Source organism: Endozoicomonas sp. ALB091, assembly GCF_049310265.1.
In the GTDB taxonomy this organism is placed as follows: Bacteria; Pseudomonadota; Gammaproteobacteria; order Pseudomonadales; family Endozoicomonadaceae; genus Endozoicomonas.
In genome coordinates, this window is record NZ_JBLYNQ010000006.1 from 224,689 (window position 1) to 247,683 (window position 22,995).

Genomic DNA, 22,995 nt, shown 5'->3' on the forward strand with positions numbered 1-22,995 from the left:
AATCCTAGACTTCAATATTCCAGATAGTTTTACAGTAGTCGACAATGGATCGATCCGATGAAAACTTGCCCATGGAGGCGGTATTAATGATCGCCATGCGCCACCAGTGGGATGGGGTCTTCCAGGCTTGAACGATCCGGTCATGGGCGTCACTGTATGACTGGTAGTCAGCCAGGGTCAGGAAGTAGTCCGAATCCAGCAGAGATTCCACCAGTGGACGAAAGGCATCCGGCTCGTCAGGGCTGAGGTCTCCCGAGGCCAGCCAGTCAATAACCGCTTTCAGTTCTTCATTGTGCTGATAGACATCCCGGGGGTTATAACCCCGCTGACGCAGATCACTGACATCATCCACCGTCTTGCCGAAAATAAAGATATTGTCCTCGCCCACCTCTTCAGCAATTTCCACATTGGCGCCATCCAGGGTTCCTATGGTTAACGCACCATTCAGGGCAAATTTCATATTCCCGGTACCTGAAGCCTCAAAACCGGCGGTGGATATCTGCTCGGAAACATTGGCCGCAGGAATGATTTTCTCAGCCAGACTGACCCGGTAATTAGGCAGGAACACCACTTTCAGCTTGTCCCGAATGCGGCGGTCATTATTGACCCGCTCAGCCACACGGTTAATGGCGTAGATAATGTTTTTCGCCACCAGATAACCCGGTGCTGCCTTGGCTGCAAAAATAAACACCCGTTGTGGTACATCCAGGTCTGGGTCCTCGAGCAGACGACGGTAAATCGCGATGATATGCAAAAGATTCAGTTGCTGCCGTTTGTATTCATGCAGACGCTTGATCTGCACATCAAAGATCGCCTCAGGATTGACTTTGACACCGCACAGCTCATCAATAACACCAGCCAGGTGTTTCTTATTGTCCAGTTTGATCCGGGCAAATGTTTCCTGAAACTGTGGATCATCAGCCCGGGTCTTTAACTCGCTTAATTGGGCAAGATCGCTGCGCCAGTCGCCGCTGAGTGTTTGATCAATCAGCTCAGCAAGTTCAGGGTTACAATTGGCAAGCCAGCGTCTGGGGGTGACGCCATTGGTGACATTAACAATTTTCTCAGGCCAGAGCTGGTCAAATTCCGGGAAGAGGTTTGCCTTCACCAGCATTGAGTGCAGAGCAGCCACCCCATTGACTTTATGACTGCCGATCACCGACAGGTATGCCATACGTACCATTTGTGGTTCTGCAGGGTTTGTCGGCTCTTCAATAATCGACAGACGACGTTTCATCTGATGGTCACCGGGCCACTGTGCTTCTACCTCCTTATTCAGGAAGTGGTAGTTCAGTTTGTAGATCAATTGCATGTGTCTGGGTAAAACCCTTGCAACCAACCCCTGAGGCCAGGTTTCCAGGGCTTCAGGCAGCAGTGTATGGTTGGTGTAGCAGAAAACGCTGCGGCATACTTCCAAAGCCCTGGTAAACACAAAATCTTCTTCATCCATAAGGATTCGCATCAGCTCAGGCACAGCAATTGCCGGGTGCGTATCATTTAACTGAATAACGACTTTACTGGTAAATTCTTCCCAGCCTTTATGCTCACGCTTGTAACGGGCAATAAGATCCGCCAGCGAGCAGGCAACAAAGAAATACTGCTGAATAAAGCGCAGCTCTTTGCCTTCCGGATGACTGTCGTTTGGATAGAGCACCTGACTGATATTTTCTGCGAGAATTTCCCGGAACCTGGAATCCTGATAACGACCGGCATCAAAGCTGTCCAGGTCGAACCCTTCTGTCGCCCGACCCTCCCAGAGGCGCAGGGTGTTAACACGCTCAGTGTTATAGCCGGTTATTGGCAAGTCCCAGGGAACACCGAGCACTTCCTGGGTATCCTCCCACAGCTTTTTGCCATCAACTTCCCTGACCTTGCCGTATAATCGGATAACCTGTTTTCTTTTCGGTTTTTCAATGCCCCAGGGAAAATTGTCTTCCCGCCAGGCATCCGGACTTTCCACCTGTTTACACTTGACAAAGCCCTGCTTGAACAGACCGAAGCGGTAATTAATGCCATAACCAAAAGCGGGAACGTTCAGAGTGGTCAGTGAGTCGAGAAAACAGGCAGCCAGTCGTCCAAGCCCGCCATTACCCAGTGCCGGATCCGTTTCGTATTCCAGAACATCCGCAAGGCTCACGCCAAAACTGGCCATGGCTTGCTCAGCCTGATGGTAGATCCCCAGATTATGGAGGTTGTTGCCCAGCAGGCGCCCTACCATAAACTCAAGTGACAGGTAGTAAACCCTTCGGGCACCCTGGTCTTTTTCATCCCTTCGGGTACTCCTTGTACGATCCAGATTGATCTCCCTGGCCAGCAGGCTTAATGCTTCCCAGTAATCCCCGGGGGTCGCTTCCTCGGGTTCAACCCCGAGAGACTGCTCAAGATGACGACGAATTCCCTGTTCAATCTGAACCGTATCCATATTACGAACTGAACTCAGATCTACATTGATTCTATCCATATCAAACACTCTCTTGTGGCAGCTCAAGCTTTTCAGATTGATCAATTGAGAGGAGTCGTCACAGAAAACAGCTTGAGAAAAGTCACTAAAAACTACGAACCGGTACACGGAGGCAAAGTTAATCCTTGCGCCATGACCAATAATGGAAAACCATGAGTAAGTTATAGTTGCCTGACCCTGATTAGGTATACTTTTGTCGTTTTTTTTTAGGGTTATATCAATTTAAACAATATAAACGACGATAAATAATTAATTCATATAAATTAAACAACAACTGACACTTAAATAAAACCACACAGCGGATAATCAGTATTAAAAACAAACTGCTAATAACCAAAACATCACCTTGATTAATGTATTGGATATTCTTACTGGCATACTCAAACACAGCGATTATTATTAGTCGGTATTCGACTCATTCATCTGGCTAAGACCTGACTGGTTTTTTAGTAATCAACCATGGTTCTTTTAACCTGTTAACGACTTTCCTTACCCGAATAACCAGCCGCTTTCCAGCAGCCTGGTTTACCCGGAGAAATCAGAAATGATCCCTTCGCTGATTAAAAAAACTTGCCCAGCTATCCTGACAGCACTGTCACTGATCTTTGCCGGTAGCGCATCGGCCTTCAACTCTGACGAGCTGTTGATATGGGTTGGTGGCGATAAAGCCTATGAAGGTATCCGCAAGGTCGGTGCCCAGTTTACCAAAGACATGGAGATAACCGTTAAAGTCGAAATACCGGAAAATATTACCGACCGCTTTCAACAGGCTGCAGCCTCCGGCAGCGGACCAGACATTATTTTCTGGGCCCATGATCGCTACGGTGAATGGGCAAGAAGCGGTTTGCTGGCACCTGTCAGCCCATCATCAGAGTTCAAAAAAAGAGTGAACAGCATTGGCTGGGAAGCCATGACCAGCAATGGCAAAATTTATGGTTACCCGATTTCTCTGGAAGCCATCAGCCTTATTTACAACAAAGCGATCCTGCCAGCCCCCCCGGCCACCTTTGAAGAAATGTTTCCCCTGGCAAAGAAGCTGAAACAGCAGGCAATCCCCAACAGGAAAAATGAAAAAGGCATCATCACCATTATGTGGGATCAGGATCAGCCCTATTTCACCATGCCACTGCTGGCAGCAGATGGTGGTTATGTTTTTCAGAAAACGGCCAAAGGCTATAACGTCAAGAAAACCGGCGTCAACGATCCGGGTGCCATGGAAGGAGCCAAAATGCTGGTGGACCTGATCGATAAGGGCGTGATGCCTCGTGGCGTTGACTACGGCGTGATGGAAGCCAATTTCAACCAGCAGAAAGTAGCCATGATGATTACCGGCCCCTGGGCCTGGGCGAATCTGGATAAGAGTAAAATCAGTTATGGTGTTGCACCGCTGCCCAAACTTCATGGCAAACCGGCCAGGGCATTCGTTGGCGTATGGGGCCCCGCACTGAATAATGCCAGCCCCAACAAGTCCATAGCCAAAGAGTTTCTGGAGAATTACCTGCTCACCGAACAGGGGTTGACCGTGATGAACAATGACGTCCCTCTTGGTGCCGTCGCCAATAAGGCGTTGATGAAAAAACTGATGAAAGACCCTCGTATTGCGGCAACGTATCAGAATGTTGAACGGGGTCTGATCATGCCCAATGTTCCGGAAATGGGTAAATTCTGGTCTGCCATGGAGACCGCTCTGCGCAATATTACCAGTGGCCGACAAAACTACCGTGAAGCCCTGAACGATGCGGCCAAACGCATCATCGGCTAACTGTTTTCTGTCGGTAAAAAGAGGCCAGCACGTCATGAGCACAGCAAGAGCGACCAGCAGTAGCGGTGCCTATCTGGTGATCGCCATTGTTGCCGTCATCGATCTGATACTTTTATACGGTGTAACCTTGATGTATGCCCAGGGAGAGCTGGCTTTTGCCATGCTCGTGCTGGTGCTTGCGACGGCAGGCTCATGGGTTTTTGTCAGCAAAAAAGGGTACAACTACCGCTATGTTTACCCCAGCCTTCTGGGGGTCGTTACCTTTATCGTCTTTCCGCTGATTTACACGGTCAATGTCGCCTTTACCAATTACAGTTCCAACCACCTGCTGTCTCTTGAGCGGGTCAGGGCTATACACCTGGCAAAAACCTACCGTACGGGCGGTGAATCGTTTTCTTTCAAGATGTATCAGGAAGGTCCCAGCTTCCGGCTGATGCTGACCAGTGCTGCAGGCGGTGAGGCGCACTATCTGACCGGGCCATTTACCGACAGTGGTCAGCCTCAGGAGCTGAAAGCCTTTGAGTCCCTGCATGTGCCAACCGGAGCGGCCCTCCCAATCCGGGAAGTCATCAAAAAACGTTCAACGCTTCAGAAGCTGGATATTGTTCTGCCTGATGGCACTGAACTGGCCATGACCAGTCTGAGAAAGTTCGGGGCTATTGCCAGGATTTATCGTCCCGATGACCACACTGACCGGCAATACCCGGAACAAAGCCTTGCCCTGGTCGATAACCGTACGGGAGAGATCATCTATCCGGATATGGCTACGGGGTATTACACCAACGAAGCCGGTACCGAGCAGATGGGGCCCGGTTTCACCATCTATACCGGTTGGGATAACTTTGTCCGGGTCTTTACTGACCCGGGTATTCAGGGACCTTTCCTGAAGATCTTTACCTGGACGGTGATTTTTGCCGCGCTGTCGGTTGCTTTCACACTGATTATCGGCCTGTTAATGGCCTGTCTGGTGCAATGGGAGCCGTTGAAAGGGAATGGTGTTTACCGGTTGCTGTTGATCCTGCCCTACGCGGTACCGGCCTTTATCTCCATCCTGATTTTCAGAGGGCTGTTTAACCAGAACTTTGGTGAAATCAACCTGCTGCTGGATATGCTCTTCGGAACTAAACCAGAATGGTTCAGTAATGAACTGTTGGCCAAAACCATGGTCATTATTGTCAACACCTGGCTGGGCTACCCCTACATGATGATCCTCTGTATCGGGCTGCTGAAAAGTATTCCGGATGATCTCTATGAAGCGTCGGCCATTGATGGCGCTTCACCGACCCAGAACCTTTTCCACATTACCATTCCGATGATTATCAAGCCGCTGATTCCACTGCTGATTGCCAGCTTTGCCTTTAACTTCAACAACCTGGTGCTGATCGCCCTGTTAACCGATGGCGCTCCGGATATGCTGCACGCCACCACCCCGGCCGGAGCTACGGATATCCTGGTGAGTTACACCTTCCGTATTGCCTTTGGCTCCTATGGCCAGGATTACGGTCTGGCCTCTGCGATTGCCACAGCGATTTTTCTGATGGTGGGCTTTATTGCCTGGGTAAACCTGAAAGCAACACGACAATTGCAGTAATGTTTAACCACAGATAGCAGACGAGTTTTATCGTTCCCACGCAGAGCGTGGAAACGAGATGAAAGAAGTCATACAGGAGCCGTTATCATGGCAATGGTGCAACCAAGAAATCTGAAATACCGGGTCTGGACAGCCCGTATTGTCATGTGGCTGTTCCTGCTGGTGATCCTGTTCCCTTTTTTTATGATTATCTCCGTTTCCCTGCGCACCGGTAACTTTGCCACGGGCTCGCTGATCCCTGAAAACCCCAGCCTTGAACACTGGTATCTGGCACTGGGTATCCCCTGGGAGAATGCCGATGGCTCTATTACCCAGCCACCGTTTCCGGTGCTGGCCTGGTTGTGGAACTCCATCAAGGTGGCCATCATCAGCTCTGCCCTGATCCTGATTCTGGCGACCACCGGTGCCTATGCCTTTGCCCGGCTGCGGTTCCGGTTTAAACAACAGATGCTGACGGCCATGATGATCCTGCAAATGTTCCCGGCCGTTCTTGCCCTCGTGGCCATCTACTCGCTGTTTGACCAGATTGGCGACTACATCCCCTGGCTCGGTCTGGATAGCCTGGGTTCCGTCACACTCGCCTACCTGGGCGGTATGGCACTGCATATCTGGCTGATCAAAGGGTACTTTGAAACCATCGATAACTCCCTGGAAGAAGCAGCGGCTATTGATGGGGCAACGCCCTGGCAGGCATTCCGTTTTGTGCTGCTGCCGCTGTCCGTCCCCATTCTGGCGGTTGTTTTTATCCTGGCATTTATCGCCAGTATTGCCGAATACCCGGTGGCATCGGTGCTGCTGCAAAGTATGGATAATCTCACCCTTGCGGTGGGCTCCAGACAGTATCTGAACCCTCAGAACTATTTATGGGGCGACTTTGCCGCCGCCGCCGTGCTCTCCGGTTTACCCATCAGTATTATTTTCCTGGCCTGCCAGCGCTGGATTGTCGGAGGACTGACATCGGGTGGCGTCAAAGGTTAAAAAAACGCCGCCCGCTTCCCGCTGCCTGTAAAAGTGGTTCGGCTGTTGCGGGCGGCGGGCAGCGATCTTTTAAAGGTGTCCTATGGCAGAAGTTAAACTCGTCAACATTGCGAAAAGTTATGACCAGGGACAAACCTGGACTCTGAAAGACATCAACCTGAACATCGGTAATGGTGAATTTATCGCGTTCATCGGCCCATCCGGTTGTGGCAAGTCAACGCTGCTGAGGATGATCTGTGGGCTGGAAGATATCACCAGCGGTGAGCTGAGCATTGATGGCGAGAAGGTGAATGACTGGCCACCCAATGAGCGTCGTGTGGGCATGGTCTTCCAGTCTTATGCCCTCTATCCCCATATGTCGGTGGCAGAAAACATGGCCTTTGGCCTGAAGCTGGCCAGGGCGCAAAAAAGCGTGGTTGATGAACGGGTGGGTGAAGCCGCCCGCATCCTGCAACTGCAGGCGCTGCTGGAGCGTAAACCCAAAGCCATGTCCGGAGGTCAACGACAGCGGGTTGCTATTGGCCGTTCCATTGTGCAACAGCCCAGGGTCTTTCTGTTTGATGAGCCCCTGTCAAACCTTGATGTGGCCCTGCGTGTCCAGATGAGACAGGAGATTGCCAGATTACATCGCCGACTGAAAACCACCTCCATCTACGTCACCCATGATCAGGTGGAAGCCATGACCCTGGCGGATCAGATTGTGGTATTGAGTCCCCTGGCACAGGGCGCAGCCAGCAACCTTGAGCAGGTGGGGAAACCGCTGGAACTTTATCACCACCCGGCCAACCTGTTTGTTGCCGGCTTTATTGGCTCCCCCAAAATGAACCTCTTTGACGGCGTCATTGAAAAAAACGGAGAACAGGAGACGCATGTTCGTCTGACCACTGGCGAAACCCTGAAAGCCTGTGTCGATACCAGCAAAGCTGATCCGGGCTCCCGCGTGGTGTTAGGAATTCGACCGGAACATACCCTGGCGGAGACCGACAATGGCAATGCCGTTGATGGACGGATTGAAGCACTGGAGCGCCTGGGTGCTGAATCATTTATCTATATGAGCCACGATACCATTCGAGAGCATTTTATTGTGCGGGTAGAAGACTCCCTTCGCCGGGAAGAAGGCAGTAAAATACGTGTCGAGCTGTCACCTGAGCATTGTTATCTGTTCGATGCCAACGGCACGGCCTTTCGCCGAACCCGGGCACCGGAAATTGATCAATAAACTTGCCAAGTGAGTCCATCCATGCACGACATAAAACAGATTGATGCCCTGGCCGGGCTTTGTGGTATTCCCGCCCATTATATTGATGCTGCTGGCAATCCAGTCACCATTGAGACGGACTATAAACTCAATGCGCTAAAAGCCATGGGGGTTGCTGCGGGTAACGAGCTGGAAGTCCAGGCCTCCATCGACGGCATTCTCAGAAAGCAATGGTCATCATTGATTCCTGTGGTTCACGTGGTTCACTGCGGAGCGCTTTTCACGGTTCCCGTTCAGGTTGACGAAGCCCATCGGAATGAATCGCTGCGTGGTGAAATCATTCTGGAAGACAACCGTTCAATACCACTGGCCATCAACCTGTCAGAACTTCCGGAAGAAGACAGGCTCTCGGTGGACCAGCAGGAGCGAATACGCCTGCTCTGCCCGCTGCCGGAAGACCTGCCGGCAGGCTACCATCAGCTGTCCGTTACTCTTTCTGCTCATCAAGAGGGTGATCATCACGACAGCTGCCGCCTGATCGTCGCGCCACAGACCTGCTACGAGCCTGATATTCTCAGCTTTGAACAGCCCGGGCCTACTGAGAAAATCTGGGGAGTCAGTGTCCAGCTCTATACGCTCCGCTCAGAAAACAACTGGGGAATGGGGGATTTCAGTGACCTGAAGCAGCTGGTGAACAAACTCGGACCACAAGGGGCGGATATTGTCGGCCTGAATCCAATTCATGCGCTCTACCCGTCCAACCCGCTGCATTGCAGTCCTTACAGCCCGTCCAGCCGAAATTTTATTAATCCACTGTATATCGACGTTACGGCGTTGCAGGAATATCAGGATTCGGCGGAAATACAGCAACATGTGAACAGTGACGACTTTCTGCGTCAGTTACAGAAAGCCAGGGACAGCTCACATGTGGAGTATGACCGGGTGGCTTCACTGAAATTTTCAGTACTGGAAATGGCTTTCAGCTATTTTGAAAAACACGCTTCTGGTCAACAAGTTTCTGGTCAACAAGCTTCCGGTCAACAAGAAAGCACCAATCAATCCTGCAAGTCAGCCGACTTCAGCCATTACTGTGAAGAAAAAGGTCAGGACCTGGAGCTTCAGGCCACCTATGAAGCCCTCTTTGAGCACTTCAGATCCAGAGATATCAATAGCTGGGGCTGGAACTGCTGGCCTGCAGACTATCAGGACCCGGACAGCCCGAATGTGAAGGATTTTGTTGCCCGGTCAAAAGAGCGAATCCGATTTTATATGTACCTGCAGTGGCTGGCCGAGCAACAACTGGCTGAAGCCCAACAGGCCGCCGTTGAGTCCGGCATGCGTGTCGGTATTTACCGGGACCTTGCCGTAGGCGTCGACCGGGGCGGTGCCGATGTCTGGGCCCACCGTGATGACTATGTTCTCAATGCCAGCGTCGGTGCCCCTCCCGATACCGTTGCGCCACAGGGGCAGAACTGGGGACTCCCACCCTTCAACCCAAACAGGCTGCGGGAGCAGGCGTATGCACCATTTATCGATATGGTTTATGCCAATATGCAGCACTGCGCTGCACTGCGTATTGATCATGTGATGGGGATACTCCGGCTCTGGTGGTGTCCACCGGATAAAACCGCAGACTATGGTGTCTACGTTAATTATCCACTGAATGATCTGTTAGGCATCATTAAACTGGAAAGCCAGCGACAGCAGTGCCTGATTTTTGGTGAAGACCTGGGAACCGTACCGCCGGAAGTAGAAGCAGCGCTGCCAGCAGCCCACTGCTACTCCAATGAAGTGGTGCTCTTTTCCAGGGTCGAAGATCATTTTCTGGCACCAGCAAAGTACAAACCCCAAGCCCTGACCTGTATTTCCAATCACGATATTCCCACACTCAGGGCCTGGTGGAACTGTAATGATCTTGATTTACGACAGGAGCTGGGTATCTACGATTGGGCCAGAACAGAGCAGGAAAAAGTTGCACGGCATGAAGACAAACTGGCTCTGCTCAACACACTTGCGGATATTGGCGAAGCGCCTTATGGCGTAGACCCCAGTGATTTAAATTCTATGGGCTATAGCCGGGAACTGATGGAAAAGATCCACTACTACCTGGGCAAAACCGCATCCAAAATCATTGTTATCCAGCTGGAAGATGTGCTTGAACTGGATACACCGGTCAATATTCCCGGCACCAGCAGCGAGTACCGTAACTGGAGCCGCAAACTGACCCGCACTATCAGCGAGATATTTGCCAGTGAGGAAAACCGGGTATTGTTCAAAAACCTTGGGCTGACCCGTAAGGCCTGAAAACCCTGGCCCGGATATTTCATAAACTGCCCCGAATCTCGCGTCGGACTTTGTCGCTCTAAGGGATTTTGTGAGGGAGCGCCGTACCGGGGAGTACGGTCGACTGAGCAAAACTCCCTTAGAGCGGCAAAGGACAAGCGAGAGCGGGAGCGCGTTTATGAAATATCCGGGATAGGGAACAGTCTTTAATTAACCCTGAATTCGTATCCAAAATTCATAACCGTGTTTGAGTGTCCAAAAAACTAAAACCGCTTCAGATGTAAACTACACTTACCCAATATCGTCCCGGTTATGTACGACTTTGAACGTACATATATCTTAGATCTTCTCCAACTCTACTCCTTCACACAACAGATCTGGTACCACCTATGATAAGCGGCAAAAACAGCTATTTTGCATATTTTGCAAGAGCAGGCATGAAGGTGTTTGCCATTGGTATTTTGCCTTTTCTCTTCCGTGGAACATCCTTTGCCAGTGAGCATCCCTGGGATAATGGTGTGTGGTTTGCCCAATTGGGAGGGGGGACTGCATTAAGCAGAAGCCTTGAAGATGATCGAACGTTAAAACATGCCGGGTTTGATCTACAAGACCGATTTAAAAACTGGCAAAGCGACCAGCATGGTTTTTTTGGGCTGCTATCCGGAGGCTATGAAATTCCCTGGCAGAACTATCAAGTTCGTTTAGCCGTTAGTTATAACCAGATGGGCGAGCTCGAACACAAAGGCGTCAGGGGTCCCACGGGTGATCTGGAAAACACTGATCTCAATTATCGCTACAGAACCCGCAGTCGGCAGCTAATGGCTGAAGCCGGTATTCAGCTGCCTGTAACAGACCACAAAATGACCTTTATACAGCTGGGCCTTGGTCTTGGCATCGGCTGGAATAAGTTTCAAGGATTTTCGATAACGCCTGCCGCGGGCAGTATGTCTTCCCTGAATATTTCTGATCATAAAGAAAGTCAGTTGGCATGGAGCCTGGGCGTATCGATTGCTGTTCCTGCCCATGAATCGCTGGGCCTGGAGGCAGGCTATCGCTATTTGCATGGGGGCAAGATTAAATCAGCAAGCAGCAGTCAGTACTCCTCACCGCTGGTGAACGACACGCTGGCCTTCCATCTCTATGAGGCTCGCCTGACATGGCGTTTTTGAATTCCCGGTTTCCCTGATGGATCTCTGTTATGAATATTGCGACAAAACTTCTGTTTCCGGCTCTGGTTCTGACCAATCATTTGCATGCCGCCGGGTTGGTGGAAATCATTGCAACACAGGCCTTGCCGGAACAGCTGCTAAAAGGTGAAGAAGCCACCGTGACCTGGCTGGTCAGGTCATTGTCAAAAACCACACTCCCTGATTTTCAGGTTACGCCTGCGGGGGTGAAAATCACGGCAAGCACTTGTACTGATCAGCTTTCTGCCAGTGAAATCTGTCAGGTAAGCGGGCGATTCCAAGCCAATGAAACCGGAGATGTTTTGGTTAAGCTTGAAGCCAGCGCGGCAAAACAGGCTTATCGATTCACCAGTGCAGTCGCATCGGTGCATGTTTTTGAGGAGACTCCCGGTAAACCTGCTGACCAAGAAGTCATCCTTTATTACCAACGCCCGGACGGCATTTACCACGGCTGGGGGCTGCATCTGTTCAATAACGACAACTGCAAGGCTTTTGGCAAAACAGATACCGACTGGAACCAGCCCTGGATGCCAGAAAGTATTACCCAGACTTATGGTGCGCTCTATCGGATACCACTTTCGGACACTTTTTCCAAGGTGCAAGATGGCTGCCTGAATTTTATTGTGCACAAAGGCGATGAAAAAGATCTTGGTGGTGACATGGCCTGGCATTTTTCTGATACCGATAGTCAACTTGCCTATACCTACAGTGGTTACAACCTGATTTCATCGACGCCACTGGACGGCCCGCCTCTGATAGTTGATGGTGCAAAAGCGCACTGGGTTTCCTCTGCCACCCTGCTCTGGAATGAAGGTGGCGGTTCGGATGTTGATAGAGCAGAGCTGCTGTATTCAGACGACGCCAGCATCATACTCAAGGAGGGTAATATATCTGGAAAATATCAAACTATTTCACTTGCCAAAGGCGGCAATAACAACAGTGTGCGAGAGAAACTCCCCCACCTGATGAATCGCAGCCCTCTGACTGTTTCTGCCGATCTTGCGGTCATTAAAAAAGCCCTGAAAGGTCAGTTGCTGGCGGTGGCCTATAAAGGAAACCAGCCCAAATACGCTACAAAGGTTCAGGTTCAGGGCTTGCTTGATGAGTTGTATAAGTACAACGGTGAATTAGGAGCCATTGTGGGTGACTCCGGTATCGACTTTAAACTCTGGGCACCAACTGCCCGGAATGTGCGCCTGGTGACCACGTCTGCAAGCAAAACGTCTGCAAACAAAGCAACCGACCGTAAGTTTCATGACATGATTGAAAGCGCTGCGGGCGTCTGGAGCTACAGAGCTGACAATAAGGGTTATGACCAATCTTTTTATCGCTATGAGGTTACTGTCTTCCATCCTCAGACTGACAAGATCGAAACTTATGAAGTGACTGACCCATATTCCCTGAGTTTATCGACTAACAGTCAATACTCTCAGGTCGTTGACCTCAACGCCGCATCGCTTAAGCCTCAGGGTTGGGATAGTATCCCATATTCTCAGCAAGCCCCTGAAGATATGGTGCTTTATGAAACCCATATCCGGGATTACAGCATTAATACCTCCGGCTTGGCCAATCCTGGCAAATTCAAGGCCTTTACGGAAGCTAAAGCCAACACCCATTTGCAACAATTGCAAGCTGCAGGCCTGACCCATATACACTTGCTGCCAGCTTTTGATATAGCTACCGTTGATGAAGTCCCGGCGAATCGGATTGATATTTCCCAGACTATGGAGCAACTGTGCGCCAGAAAGGAAGTACAGGCTGATACCGACTACTTCCGTACTTTTTGTGGCAACCTGCAGTCAGGCCAGACCATTCAGGCTTATCTGCAATCCCTTGATTCTGAGACAGACCGGGCTCAATACCTCTACCAACACATCCGCCCTGTCGACAGCTTTAACTGGGGCTATGACCCGCTGCATTACACCGTTCCTGAGGGCAGCTATGCCACTGATCCAGACGGGATCACGCGAATCATTGAATTCCGGGAAATGGTGAAAGCTTTGAAAGCTGCAAATCTGGGCGTGGTAATGGATGTTGTTTATAACCACACTCATGCCCACGGTGTTGGCAACCATTCTGTGCTGGATCGAATTGTCCCCTGGTATTACCAACGCTTAAACCCCGACAGCGGCATCGTTGAAAACTCAACTTGCTGTTCAAATACCGCCTCTGAGTTCCACATGATGGAGAAACTCATGATCGACTCTCTCAAGGTCTGGGTTAAAGACTACAAAGTGGATGCATTTCGTTTCGACTTGATGGGGCACCATCTCAAGCGCAATATTGAGAAAGCACTGGTGGCCGTTAAAGCCATTAACCCTGGTATCTATTTTTATGGTGAAGGCTGGGAGTTTGGTGAAGTCGCTGGCAATGCCAGAGGCATTAACGCCAATCAGTTTAATATGGCCGGGACAGGGGTCGGCACATTCACTGACCGGATGAGAGACCGGATCCGTGGTGGTAGCCCTTTTGATCAGGGTGATGCTCTGCGGCAAACCCAGGGCTATGCCTCAGGACTCCATTATCACCCAAACGAAAAAACAGCAGAGGCAAAGGCGGCTTTGTGCGCCCATACGGATATCATCCGCCTGGGTATGGCCGCCAATTTGAAAAACTTCCGATTTGTTGATTGTCACGGCACCCTTCGTTACGGTTTTGATTTTGACTACAACGGTGCTCCCGCCGGTTATAGCCTCGACCCACAAGAGGTGATCAACTACGTCTCAAAGCATGACAACCAAACCCTGTGGGATATCCTGATGTACAAGCTTCCTGAAGGTATGCCGACGGCCAACCGTGTCAAGCTGCATAATCTGGCGCTGGGCATCACGCTGTTAAGCCAGGGTGTTCCCTTTATTCATGCCGGCTCCGAACGGTTGCGCTCGAAATCCATGGAAAGAGACAGTTACGATTCCGGCGACTGGTATAACCGGATGCCTGACGACGACAATAACTATTGGAATCAGGGCTTGCCAAGAGCAGACAAGGACGGAGCGAACTGGGCCCTGATTAAAAAGATCATCTCAGATAGCACCACACGACCGAATAAGGAGAATATAGCTGCCGCAGATGCCTGTTTTCAGAAGATGCTGAGAATTCGTAAAAGTTCTCCTCTATTTCGCCTCAAAACAGAGCAGGACGTTATCGATCGGATTACTTATCTGAACACCGGGCCGGACCAGATTCCGGGTTTGATTGTTCAACGCATCAGCGATAAGGCACCATTTCAGAGTATTGATGACCAGTATGAGGTGATCATTGTTGCTGTGAACCCATCCGGTGACGAAATGGCTTTCGATCTGCCGGAATCTGAAAGTGGTACTTATTCACTTCACCCCTTTTTGCTGCAGGATATACCAGAGGGTTACCATAGATCCTCCAATAGTCAATTACGGATTCCGCCTTTGTCCATTGTCGTTTTTGTCCAGAAAGAGACTTAGGAACGGTCATTTAATAACTTCGACAGTTTAATAAGCGCTGCCCGCTTCCCGCTGCCCGAAAAAGACAGGCCGCTTGTGCTTCTGCGGGAAGCGGCGTCCTCTTTGTGATCTTCGGTGAAGACTTGGGGACATTCCCCCCACAAATTGAAGCGGTAATGCCTGCTGCACACTGTGACTCCAATAAACTGGTGTTTTTTCCAGAACTGGTGATCACTTTATGACAGCCTGCGTACAAGGCATGGACGCTGACCTGCATCTCCCACTCCCACCCTCAAGACCTGATGGAACTGCAACGAAGGATTTACTTTGCCAGCGACGAAAACCGGCGTTTTTTCAAAATTCCGGTTTGACCCGCAGAGCCTGGCCATAAAAAGGTTAAGAAGTGATGGTGACGATCGATTTTTCAGAAAGCAGCCAGGAAGGAACGATACTACTGGAGCCCAATAACTCCATGAGCTGGCGGCAGAATCTGCTGTTACTGGGGCTGATAACCATAGTGTCCCTGGCCATCGCTGTCGGCTTCTATCTGGCTGGCGCTAAAGTGATCTTGCCTTTTTCCATACTGGAAGTGTCTGCCCTGTCTGTGGGTATCTATTACTGTGCATGGCAACGTCAGCGGAAAGAGCTGATCACGTTTCAGGAGCATCAGGTCACGATTCAGAAGGGCTTTTATCAACCACTGAGCACTCACCATTATCACCGCCTGTGGTGTCAGTTGATTATTCGCGAAGCGACTCATCCCTGGAAAGCGCCCTCCATTCATATTCGTTCTCACGGCAAGGAACTGGAGCTGGGGTCTTTTCTGAACAGGCAGGATAAACTGATCTTGATTGAGCGCCTGAAAAGACTGTTCAGCAACGCTTATATGTCTCAGTGACCACAAAGAAGCAGCACTAAAGTAAACATTTTTTTGCCCATCTCCAAACCCTGAACTAAATTCTTAAAAGACTCTGGCTGGCTGGTTCTCAGCCGGAGATAAAAAATCGGGATACCCTATAACCTTTCGTCGAAGCTGTGTTACGCCATTCAATACGGCCCAATTTATACGACGCAACTATTACTCTTTTCCTGCACGGAAAGCGGGCCTTGCTTTTTCAACACACATTAACTGACGGCTACCAGCTTTTATATATGCCCCTCACCAGGCCTATTTCAACAACATCATGCCTTTATTCAGCGGCAGGATGAAAAAAGCCGGAGCCAGAAAAACACACACAAGGTAGGCTAAGCATGCTTTCCAGGCATCAAACACCTTCAACCCTGAGCACTGGGTTAAAAGCGTTATCTGAAGCAGTTTCATCAATATCCCGTCGTTCGTGCCAGTATTGTGGTGCAGTGGCTATTGCGTCAGCCTCAACCTGCGCGCTGGCAGTCACCGGTGACGATATTAACTTCAACGGTTATGCCCGTTCAGGAATTGGCAGCACTGATAAGGGTGGTGAGCAGTTATGTTTTAAAGCGGCAGGTGCTCCCTCTAAATACCGTCTGGGTAATGAGTGCGAAACCTATGCGGAATTGAAGTTTGGTGCAGATCTCTTTGATCAGGACGATGTGCAGTTTTACCTGGATACCAATATTGCCTATAAAGTTGGCCAGCAAACCGACGTTGAACCCACTGAACCCTGGGCCCGTGAGATGAATATCAGGGCCACAGGTGTTTTTGGTGACGCACTGCCGGGCTCAACCCTGTGGGTCGGCAAGCGTTTATATAATCGTCATGATGTTCATATGATCGATTATTACTATTGGAATGTGTCTGGTCCCGGTGTTGGTATTGAGAATATTGATGTGGGGATGGGTAAGTTGGATGTTGCGTGGGTGAGGAATCAGAATGGGGTAATGTACAACCAGTGGAATAATGGCAGCGTTGGAGCCTCTGGTGGTATGGGTTATCTGACCGAGGCCATCACTACCAACATTATTGATATCCGGTGGAACGATATCCCATTGATGGATCACCTGAAGCTGGAAGTCGGATTAGATTATGGTATCGGAAGCCCTCCTGATAAGTTACTTATTGATAAATTCCCTGACGGCAACACCTTTACCAACCCAGCAGAAACTTACTCAAAAAGTTTTTTTGACAAGAATGGCTGGATGTTCACTGGCGAGTTGACTTGGGATGTCTTGGAGGGATTTAATAAGTTTATTGTCCAGTACGCTACCGATGCAATGACAGGTCCTGGTGCAGGGACAGCTGGAATGTATCTGCAAACCACCGACTGGTTTAAGGGCAATAAGCTTTGGCGCATTATGGATCACGGCGCGGTAACTTTGATGCCAAAACTGGATATGATGTACGTTGTCGGTGTCACCGAGGTAAAATACGATAAATCGTTCTATCCGCAAAATGGTCAAAAGTCTACTTGGGTCACTGCCGGTATTCGTCCATCGTGGAACTGGAATGATCTAACCAGTACCACTATTGAGCTCGGATACGATCATGTAAAAAATGCCCACTCGAATTTCGAAGCAAAAGTTGATGAATCAGGCAGTCAGAAGAAGAATTTATTTAGTAGTAACACGTTCAAAAGCAATCTCTGGAAATTTACGTTAGCTCAACAGTTTCATCCTCAGTTCGGAAACTGGGTAAGGCCCCAAATTCGAGTTTTTGCAACTTATGCAAAGTGGGATAAAGCAGAAGGCTATAAGCAGTTTAGCTCATCCTCGAGTCCTGACACGGGTGTCCAAAAACCCTGCAGTGAGTCTCCAGAAACTTGCAGTGCATTAGGCCTCGAATACTTCGACACCTTCACCTCAGCCCAGCAACTCATGAAGGCCTATGGAAGCAAATCCGACGGCTGGACCTACGGAGCCCAGATGGAAATCTGGTTCTAATCCATTAGATTGGTTCCCCCTCGCCCCCACGGTCCTAAGGGTGTTGCAAAAGATATAAAAGCCTTGAACCACAAAGACACGAAGGCACAAAGGAAAGCCTCTTTAATTTGACTGACATAGCTCAGGTAAGCCCAGAAAAACTTTGTGTCTTTGTGCCTTTGTGGTTTCCTGCTTTTTAAGGCCTTCCGCAACACCCTCTCCTCCGTGGGAACGCATACCAATCCCAACCGTAAACACAAAACCGCGTCACTCCACACTCCCCGCAACAAAGAAACCAAACAGGTATCAATTCGGAACAACAAGGTAACCCATCATGAAGGCAGCCGTCGTTCATCATTTCAAAGATCAGCTTACCATCGAAGATCTACCGCTACCCAAACCAGGCCCACGGGATGCACTGGTGAAAATCCATGCCTGTGGTGTCTGTCATACCGATCTTCATGCCTGCCATGGAGACTGGCCGGTTAAACCAAAACTGCCACTGGTGCCCGGCCATGAAGGTGTGGGAACGGTCACCGAAGTTGGTGACCAGATCACTCATATCAAACCGGGCGACCGTGTAGGTATTCCCTGGCTCTATTCCGCCTGTGGCTACTGCGAGTACTGTCTGGAAGGCAAAGAAACACTCTGCCTTGCCCAGCACAATGCCGGTTATTCCATCGATGGCGGCTATGCCGAATACTGCCTGGCAGCTGCCGACTATGTGGTCAAAGTGCCCGACAACATCAGTTTTGTCGATGCCGCCCCCCTGTTCTGTGCCGGGGTTACCACGTATAAGGCCCTGAAAGTCAGCCGTACCAAACCTGGCGACTGGGTTTCCGTTGTCGGTGTGGGCGGGCTTGGTCACCTGGCCGTTCAGTATGCCGTAGCCATGGGTCTTAATGTGATTGCGGTGGATACCGGGGCGGAAAAGAAAGCGTTATCCCTAGACTTGGGAGCCACTCACTTTATCGACTTTATCCGGGAGCAGCCGGAAGAAAAAATTCAGTCGCTGCTGGGTAATGGTGTTCACGCGACTGTCTGTACGGCAGTCTCCAAAGCGGGCTTTGACAGTGCTTATCGCTCCGTGCGCAGGGGAGGAACCTGTGTACTGGTTGGACTCCCCCCGGAGGATATGCCCATTCCTATATTCGATACGGTAATCAACGGCGTTTCTGTTGTTGGTTCCATCGTAGGTACCCGCAAGGATTTACAGGAATGCCTGGAGTTTGCTGCCCAGGGTAAAGTGAAGGCGATTATCCAGAAACGAACCCTTGAAGAGATCAACGCGATTTTTGACGAAATGGAGAAAGGTGATATTGCCGGGCGTGTTGTTATGGAACTGGCCCAGTAATTTATTCAATTACTTAGTGCTCTAACATGGTTTCAATGAGTTTAACGTGTACAATCTCCGTTCACCCTGAGCGTCCTTCGGCTCCGCTCAGGATGCACGGACGAAGGGTGCTTTGCACGATCTATCAGAGTCTGGGGTTTCCGCCCTTCGACAGGCTCAGGACGAACGGAGTGCGGAGGCACAACAACCCGTCAAACTCATTGAAACCATGTACTAGCTCTCTGTGGTTCCCAAAAACGCTTTTTCATCTGTCTTATGCCATAACCCTTATGCCATAACCCTAGCCTGGGCAAAATGGTCTACTACTGTCGTTTTGCCCGCTCTACTTCATACTTCTCCAGCCGCTTGTCCCAGTTTTTGAAACGTGTACGACAATAGGCATCCAGTTCATCGTAGGTCTGAAAATAGAGCTCGCAGCCATCATTAATGGGAGCGTCCCTCTCACAGGCTTCGTTACTGTGTTCCCGGCAGATAATGGGGCGTCGTTTATAGATACCACAGCGATTATCCGGCAACAGGAATTCACACCGGGTCTGACAGAGCAGGTACCAGCCATTGCCATCCTTGAAAATATGCACGCCCTTATGGGCCACCTGCCAGAGCAACACATCAAACGCGTGCATACTGCGGGGAGTGTCCAGTTCCTGGGTAATGTAAGAGCAACAAAGGGCAGTACAATGATCACACTTGTTGCTGGCAGTGATGTCCCTGGTTTCGATCCGGTTAACCATATCTGACACGATAAGTAATAAGTCCTGTTATTGTAATTGGCTACGAACTAAAAAGCCGGGCTACTGTTTTCATGGGCAGAAACATGCGAACTTTACCATTATGTTCACACAGAACTGCAAATCCATATTTTGCATAAAACTTCTCTGCGGCATCGGTTAAACAATCAACAATAATGGCGTATGCACGCATATGAGCGTTTATTTCCCACAGGTATTTCAAGGCATTTACCAGGCAGATTTTTCCTAACCCCTCGCCCTGAAATTCTCGATGAACCGCAAGCTGTGCGATCAAAAATACAGGAACAGGGTACCGTGGCAGCTTCTTTACCAGAGCTTCAGGTAAAGTGTCTCGACAGATGGAGCCTGGCGTAATGCTGTAAAATGCACAAATTGGTATTTTTTGATTTGGAAAAGGGTTTGATGCAGGCAGAACCATTGTACGACTGATACCTGCCTGCATGTGTTTTGAGGCTTGAGTCTGGATAAACAAATTAAGTTCCGTTTCACCACAATCAAATGACGCTCTATCGTGGATACCTTTATCGAGTTCCACAAACTCCCTTGACCAGCTCACTTGACACCTTTCTCTTCGGTAAATGTCAGAGCCGCCAGCAAAGCCTTATTTGGTGCCTTTGCCTTTTCGCAGGCTTCTGTAAAGCGATCAAAGACATCGTTTTCAACTGTCATCTTTTCATATTCAGAAATAACCTGTGTAGCATCTTCATCCATCAGCCTGACCACGTATTCGGTCAAGCTCTTCAGTCCCAGTAGAGCTGAAGCCTTCTCTGCCTTAGCCTTGATTTCCTCATCAAGTCTCAGGTCCAGGCGTGCATTAGCCATATTTCACCCTCCATTTGTACGGATATCTTCCGTATAGGAAAAGCTTAGACCTGAGCACTCCTATAAGCAAGTTGTACGGATAAATGACGGATTATTTAGCGAATGTAACTTGGCAAAGCACCAGAACTCAAGCCACAATCTTCACCGGCACCCGACGACTGCCCCAAATACCCGGCTGCTGTTCAAACACACCGGCAACCGGTGTCCCACACTGCTGGCAGACCCCCTTGCCTTCAGACGCATCGACTCCCCATTCCCCCAGCACATACCAGTCACGCTCAATAAGCAGACTATGGCACTGATGACAGCGGGTACTGCCACCGTCAGAATCATGGACATTGCCAGTGTAGGCGTAGCGAATACCATGATTCAGCGCTATTTGTCGGGCCATGGTCAGGGTAGCGGCAGGTGTATGGGGATGCTCCCGCATTTTCCAGTCGGGATGAAATGCGGTGAAGTGAATAGGAACGTCCACGCCCAGGTGTTCAACAATCCATTGACACATGTCGTTCAGTTCATGCTCGGAATCATTTTCCCCGGGAATCAGCAATGTGGTGATCTCAAACCAGACAGAGGTTTCATGTTTCAGATATTCCAGAGTTTCAAGAACCGGTTGCAGAGCGCCACCACAGATCTTTCGATAAAAATCTTCGCTGAACGCTTTTAAGTCAATGTTGGCTGCGTCCATATAGCGGAAAAACTCAACACGGGGCTTATCACAGATATAACCGGCAGACACCGCCACCGACTGCAAATTTCTTTCATGAGCCGCCTGGGCAACATCAATGGCATATTCCAGGAAAATCACCGGATCATTATAAGTAAACGCCAGTGACCGACAGCCCAGCTGTTCAGCCGTATCCGCCAGTTCCTCGGGCGATGCCTGATCGGCCAGGGTGTCCATCTCACGGGATTTGCTCATATCCCAGTTCTGACAGAATTTGCAGGCAAGATTACAGCCCGCTGTACCGAATGACAGAACCGGGGTTCCCGGAAGGAAGTGGTTCAACGGTTTTTTCTCAATAGGGTCAATACAAAAACCGGAGGAGCGGCCATAGCTGGTAAGCACAATCTGACCATTTTCACAGGCACGGACAAAACAGAGCCCCTGCTGCCCATCACGAAGTTTGCAGGCTCTCGGGCAAAGATCACATTGGATTCGCCCATCCTCAAGTGCATGCCAATAGTTTGTTGACACATTTGTGGACGGTGTTTTTTCCCTGAGCATGTTCCATCTCCAGACCAGGTTCACTGCCTGATTGTCATCCTGATGATAGTAGGGCCCCGATACGCTGAGCACACAACGAAACGTCAACAGGCCCTAACCAAGGCTATAATTATAGGCTCTGCCGACATTATTTGAGCGATGCAAATAAAGAGAGTGGTTTATTTCGCTTGAAATGTGCCGGTAGGCTCAGCCACTCCCGGGGGAGAACCCATAATGATTATTCGCCAACCCGCTGTAGCCGGAACCTTTTACCCAGACTCACCCAAAGCCCTGGCCAACACGGTCAAAGAGATGCTTAGCGATGCCCACCCCAGGGATTTCTCTCCGAAAGTGCTGGTTGTTCCCCATGCCGGCTTTATCTATTCCGGCCCGGTTGCGGCCAGTGCCTACCGCCTGCTGAATTCAATGCGCCGGAATATTCGCCGGGTTGCCCTGCTCGGCCCCAGTCACAGAGTTCCGCTGCAGGGTATGGCCCTGCCGGACTGTGAAGCCTTTGCCACACCGCTTGGTAATATTCCGCTGGATATTGAAGCCATGGAGGAACTGAAACAGTTCAGCCAGGTAGAGACCGTTGATGAAGCCCATACCCACGAGCACAGTCTTGAAGTCCAGTGCCCGTTTCTGCAGGAATGTCTGGATGACTTCAAACTGATTCCAATCGTTGTTGGCGACACCAGCCCTATAGCGGTCGCTGAGGTGATCGAACACCTCTGGGGAGAAGAGGAAACCCTGATGATTATCAGCTCCGACCTCAGTCATTACCACACCTATGAAGAGGCCTGTTACCGGGATAACCAGACGGTTAAAGCCATTGAACAGCTCAGCTGTAATTTAACCGGTGGACAGGCCTGTGGCTGCTATCCTCTTAATGGCATGTTGAAGGTTGCCCAGCACCGGGGAATGGATGTTATTACGCTTGATGTACGCAACTCCGGAGATACTGCTGGCGATAAAAGCAGGGTAGTGGGCTATGGAGCCTTTGTTATTCAATAGAGCGATTATTCTGCAGAATCCGCCCTGCACACATCCACAAACCAGACGCTCAACTGCTGTCAGATAACATGGAGCCGTTATTCAGTGGTCCCGTTGAGTGGCGATAAAAATCAGAAGGAGGCTATCAATGCC

The 22,995-nt window shown here is 50.0% G+C and carries 16 protein-coding genes; 11 read left to right on the plus strand and 5 right to left on the minus strand.

From position 1 onward, the window contains the following. Positions 1-4: 4 nt before the first annotated feature. Complete coding sequence (locus ACO6UX_RS08030; protein WP_422446524.1) at positions 5-2,461, minus strand: glycogen/starch/alpha-glucan phosphorylase; 2,457 nt, start codon at positions 2,459-2,461, stop codon at positions 5-7. Positions 2,462-3,005: 544 nt separating this feature from the next. Between ACO6UX_RS08030 and malE the strand changes: the two genes are divergently transcribed. The 10 genes from malE (at position 3,006) to adhP (ending at position 19,071) form a co-directional block, all read left to right on the plus strand. Then, positions 3,006-4,223 (plus strand): maltose/maltodextrin ABC transporter substrate-binding protein MalE, encoded by a 1,218-nt coding sequence (gene malE / locus ACO6UX_RS08035; protein ID WP_422446526.1) that lies wholly within the window; start codon positions 3,006-3,008, stop codon positions 4,221-4,223. A 34-nt stretch (positions 4,224-4,257) separates the two neighbouring features. After that, a complete protein-coding gene (gene malF / locus ACO6UX_RS08040) occupies positions 4,258-5,814 on the plus strand; it encodes a maltose ABC transporter permease MalF (protein WP_422446528.1) in 1,557 nt (518 codons plus the stop codon). Between the two features lie 87 nt (positions 5,815-5,901). Next, on the plus strand, positions 5,902-6,792 hold the full coding sequence (gene malG / locus ACO6UX_RS08045) for a maltose ABC transporter permease MalG (protein ID WP_422446530.1): 891 nt from the start codon (positions 5,902-5,904) through the stop codon (positions 6,790-6,792). 82 nt (positions 6,793-6,874) lie between these two features. Beyond that, positions 6,875-8,011, plus strand: coding sequence for an ABC transporter ATP-binding protein (locus tag ACO6UX_RS08050; protein ID WP_422446532.1), 1,137 nt, complete (start codon positions 6,875-6,877; stop codon positions 8,009-8,011). 21 nt (positions 8,012-8,032) lie between these two features. Beyond that, the gene (gene malQ, locus ACO6UX_RS08055; RefSeq protein WP_422446534.1) at positions 8,033-10,294 is read left to right on the plus strand and encodes a 4-alpha-glucanotransferase; all 2,262 of its coding nucleotides are present in this window, start codon (positions 8,033-8,035) and stop codon (positions 10,292-10,294) included. Between the two features lie 368 nt (positions 10,295-10,662). Then, positions 10,663-11,442: an outer membrane protein gene (locus ACO6UX_RS08060; RefSeq protein ID WP_422446536.1), complete on the plus strand. Its 780-nt coding sequence runs from the start codon at positions 10,663-10,665 to the stop codon at positions 11,440-11,442. 29 nt (positions 11,443-11,471) lie between these two features. Continuing rightward, positions 11,472-14,900 (plus strand): pullulanase-type alpha-1,6-glucosidase, encoded by a 3,429-nt coding sequence (gene pulA, locus ACO6UX_RS08065; protein ID WP_422446538.1) that lies wholly within the window; start codon positions 11,472-11,474, stop codon positions 14,898-14,900. Between the two features lie 385 nt (positions 14,901-15,285). After that, positions 15,286-15,777: a DUF2244 domain-containing protein gene (locus tag ACO6UX_RS08070; protein WP_422446540.1), complete on the plus strand. Its 492-nt coding sequence runs from the start codon at positions 15,286-15,288 to the stop codon at positions 15,775-15,777. A 353-nt stretch (positions 15,778-16,130) separates the two neighbouring features. Further along, positions 16,131-17,738, plus strand: a complete 1,608-nt coding sequence (gene lamB / locus ACO6UX_RS08075; protein ID WP_422446542.1) for a maltoporin LamB — start codon at positions 16,131-16,133, stop codon at positions 17,736-17,738. 313 nt (positions 17,739-18,051) lie between these two features. Then, on the plus strand, positions 18,052-19,071 hold the full coding sequence (gene adhP, locus ACO6UX_RS08080) for an alcohol dehydrogenase AdhP (RefSeq protein WP_269673119.1): 1,020 nt from the start codon (positions 18,052-18,054) through the stop codon (positions 19,069-19,071). 302 nt (positions 19,072-19,373) lie between these two features. On the opposite strand, the gene ACO6UX_RS08085 is transcribed toward adhP, so the two are convergent. From ACO6UX_RS08085 to amrS, 4 genes are all read right to left on the minus strand, one after another. Further along, positions 19,374-19,802 (minus strand): YkgJ family cysteine cluster protein, encoded by a 429-nt coding sequence (locus ACO6UX_RS08085; RefSeq protein ID WP_422447905.1) that lies wholly within the window; start codon positions 19,800-19,802, stop codon positions 19,374-19,376. Between the two features lie 40 nt (positions 19,803-19,842). Next, positions 19,843-20,355, minus strand: coding sequence for a GNAT family N-acetyltransferase (locus ACO6UX_RS08090; RefSeq protein ID WP_422446545.1), 513 nt, complete (start codon positions 20,353-20,355; stop codon positions 19,843-19,845). Positions 20,356-20,372: 17 nt separating this feature from the next. Beyond that, positions 20,373-20,642 carry a DUF1778 domain-containing protein gene (locus ACO6UX_RS08095; RefSeq protein ID WP_422446547.1) on the minus strand — a complete coding sequence of 90 codons (270 nt, stop codon included), beginning with the start codon at positions 20,640-20,642 and terminating at the stop codon, positions 20,373-20,375. A gap of 127 nt (positions 20,643-20,769) precedes the next feature. Further along, a complete protein-coding gene (gene amrS / locus ACO6UX_RS08100; RefSeq protein ID WP_422446549.1) occupies positions 20,770-21,870 on the minus strand; it encodes an AmmeMemoRadiSam system radical SAM enzyme in 1,101 nt (366 codons plus the stop codon). A gap of 213 nt (positions 21,871-22,083) precedes the next feature. Here amrS and amrB point away from each other — a divergent pair, with 213 nt between their 5' ends. Next, a complete protein-coding gene (gene amrB / locus ACO6UX_RS08105) occupies positions 22,084-22,863 on the plus strand; it encodes an AmmeMemoRadiSam system protein B (RefSeq protein ID WP_422446551.1) in 780 nt (259 codons plus the stop codon). The last annotated feature ends 132 nt before the right edge of the window (positions 22,864-22,995 follow it).

What these genes read in the sequence shown, in the direction of transcription:
- ACO6UX_RS08030 (WP_422446524.1), bottom strand. Translation starts at nt 2,461, where the DNA reads ATGGATAGAATCAATGTAGATCTGAGTTCAGTTCGTAATATGGATACG.
- malE (WP_422446526.1), top strand. Translation starts at nt 3,006, where the DNA reads ATGATCCCTTCGCTGATTAAAAAAACTTGCCCAGCTATCCTGACAGCA.
- malF (WP_422446528.1), top strand. Translation starts at nt 4,258, where the DNA reads ATGAGCACAGCAAGAGCGACCAGCAGTAGCGGTGCCTATCTGGTGATC.
- malG (WP_422446530.1), top strand. Translation starts at nt 5,902, where the DNA reads ATGGCAATGGTGCAACCAAGAAATCTGAAATACCGGGTCTGGACAGCC.
- ACO6UX_RS08050 (WP_422446532.1), top strand. Translation starts at nt 6,875, where the DNA reads ATGGCAGAAGTTAAACTCGTCAACATTGCGAAAAGTTATGACCAGGGA.
- malQ (WP_422446534.1), top strand. Translation starts at nt 8,033, where the DNA reads ATGCACGACATAAAACAGATTGATGCCCTGGCCGGGCTTTGTGGTATT.
- ACO6UX_RS08060 (WP_422446536.1), top strand. Translation starts at nt 10,663, where the DNA reads ATGATAAGCGGCAAAAACAGCTATTTTGCATATTTTGCAAGAGCAGGC.
- pulA (WP_422446538.1), top strand. Translation starts at nt 11,472, where the DNA reads ATGAATATTGCGACAAAACTTCTGTTTCCGGCTCTGGTTCTGACCAAT.
- ACO6UX_RS08070 (WP_422446540.1), top strand. Translation starts at nt 15,286, where the DNA reads ATGGTGACGATCGATTTTTCAGAAAGCAGCCAGGAAGGAACGATACTA.
- lamB (WP_422446542.1), top strand. Translation starts at nt 16,131, where the DNA reads ATGCTTTCCAGGCATCAAACACCTTCAACCCTGAGCACTGGGTTAAAA.
- adhP (WP_269673119.1), top strand. Translation starts at nt 18,052, where the DNA reads ATGAAGGCAGCCGTCGTTCATCATTTCAAAGATCAGCTTACCATCGAA.
- ACO6UX_RS08085 (WP_422447905.1), bottom strand. Translation starts at nt 19,802, where the DNA reads ATGGTTAACCGGATCGAAACCAGGGACATCACTGCCAGCAACAAGTGT.
- ACO6UX_RS08095 (WP_422446547.1), bottom strand. Translation starts at nt 20,642, where the DNA reads ATGGCTAATGCACGCCTGGACCTGAGACTTGATGAGGAAATCAAGGCT.
- amrS (WP_422446549.1), bottom strand. Translation starts at nt 21,870, where the DNA reads ATGCTCAGGGAAAAAACACCGTCCACAAATGTGTCAACAAACTATTGG.
- amrB (WP_422446551.1), top strand. Translation starts at nt 22,084, where the DNA reads ATGATTATTCGCCAACCCGCTGTAGCCGGAACCTTTTACCCAGACTCA.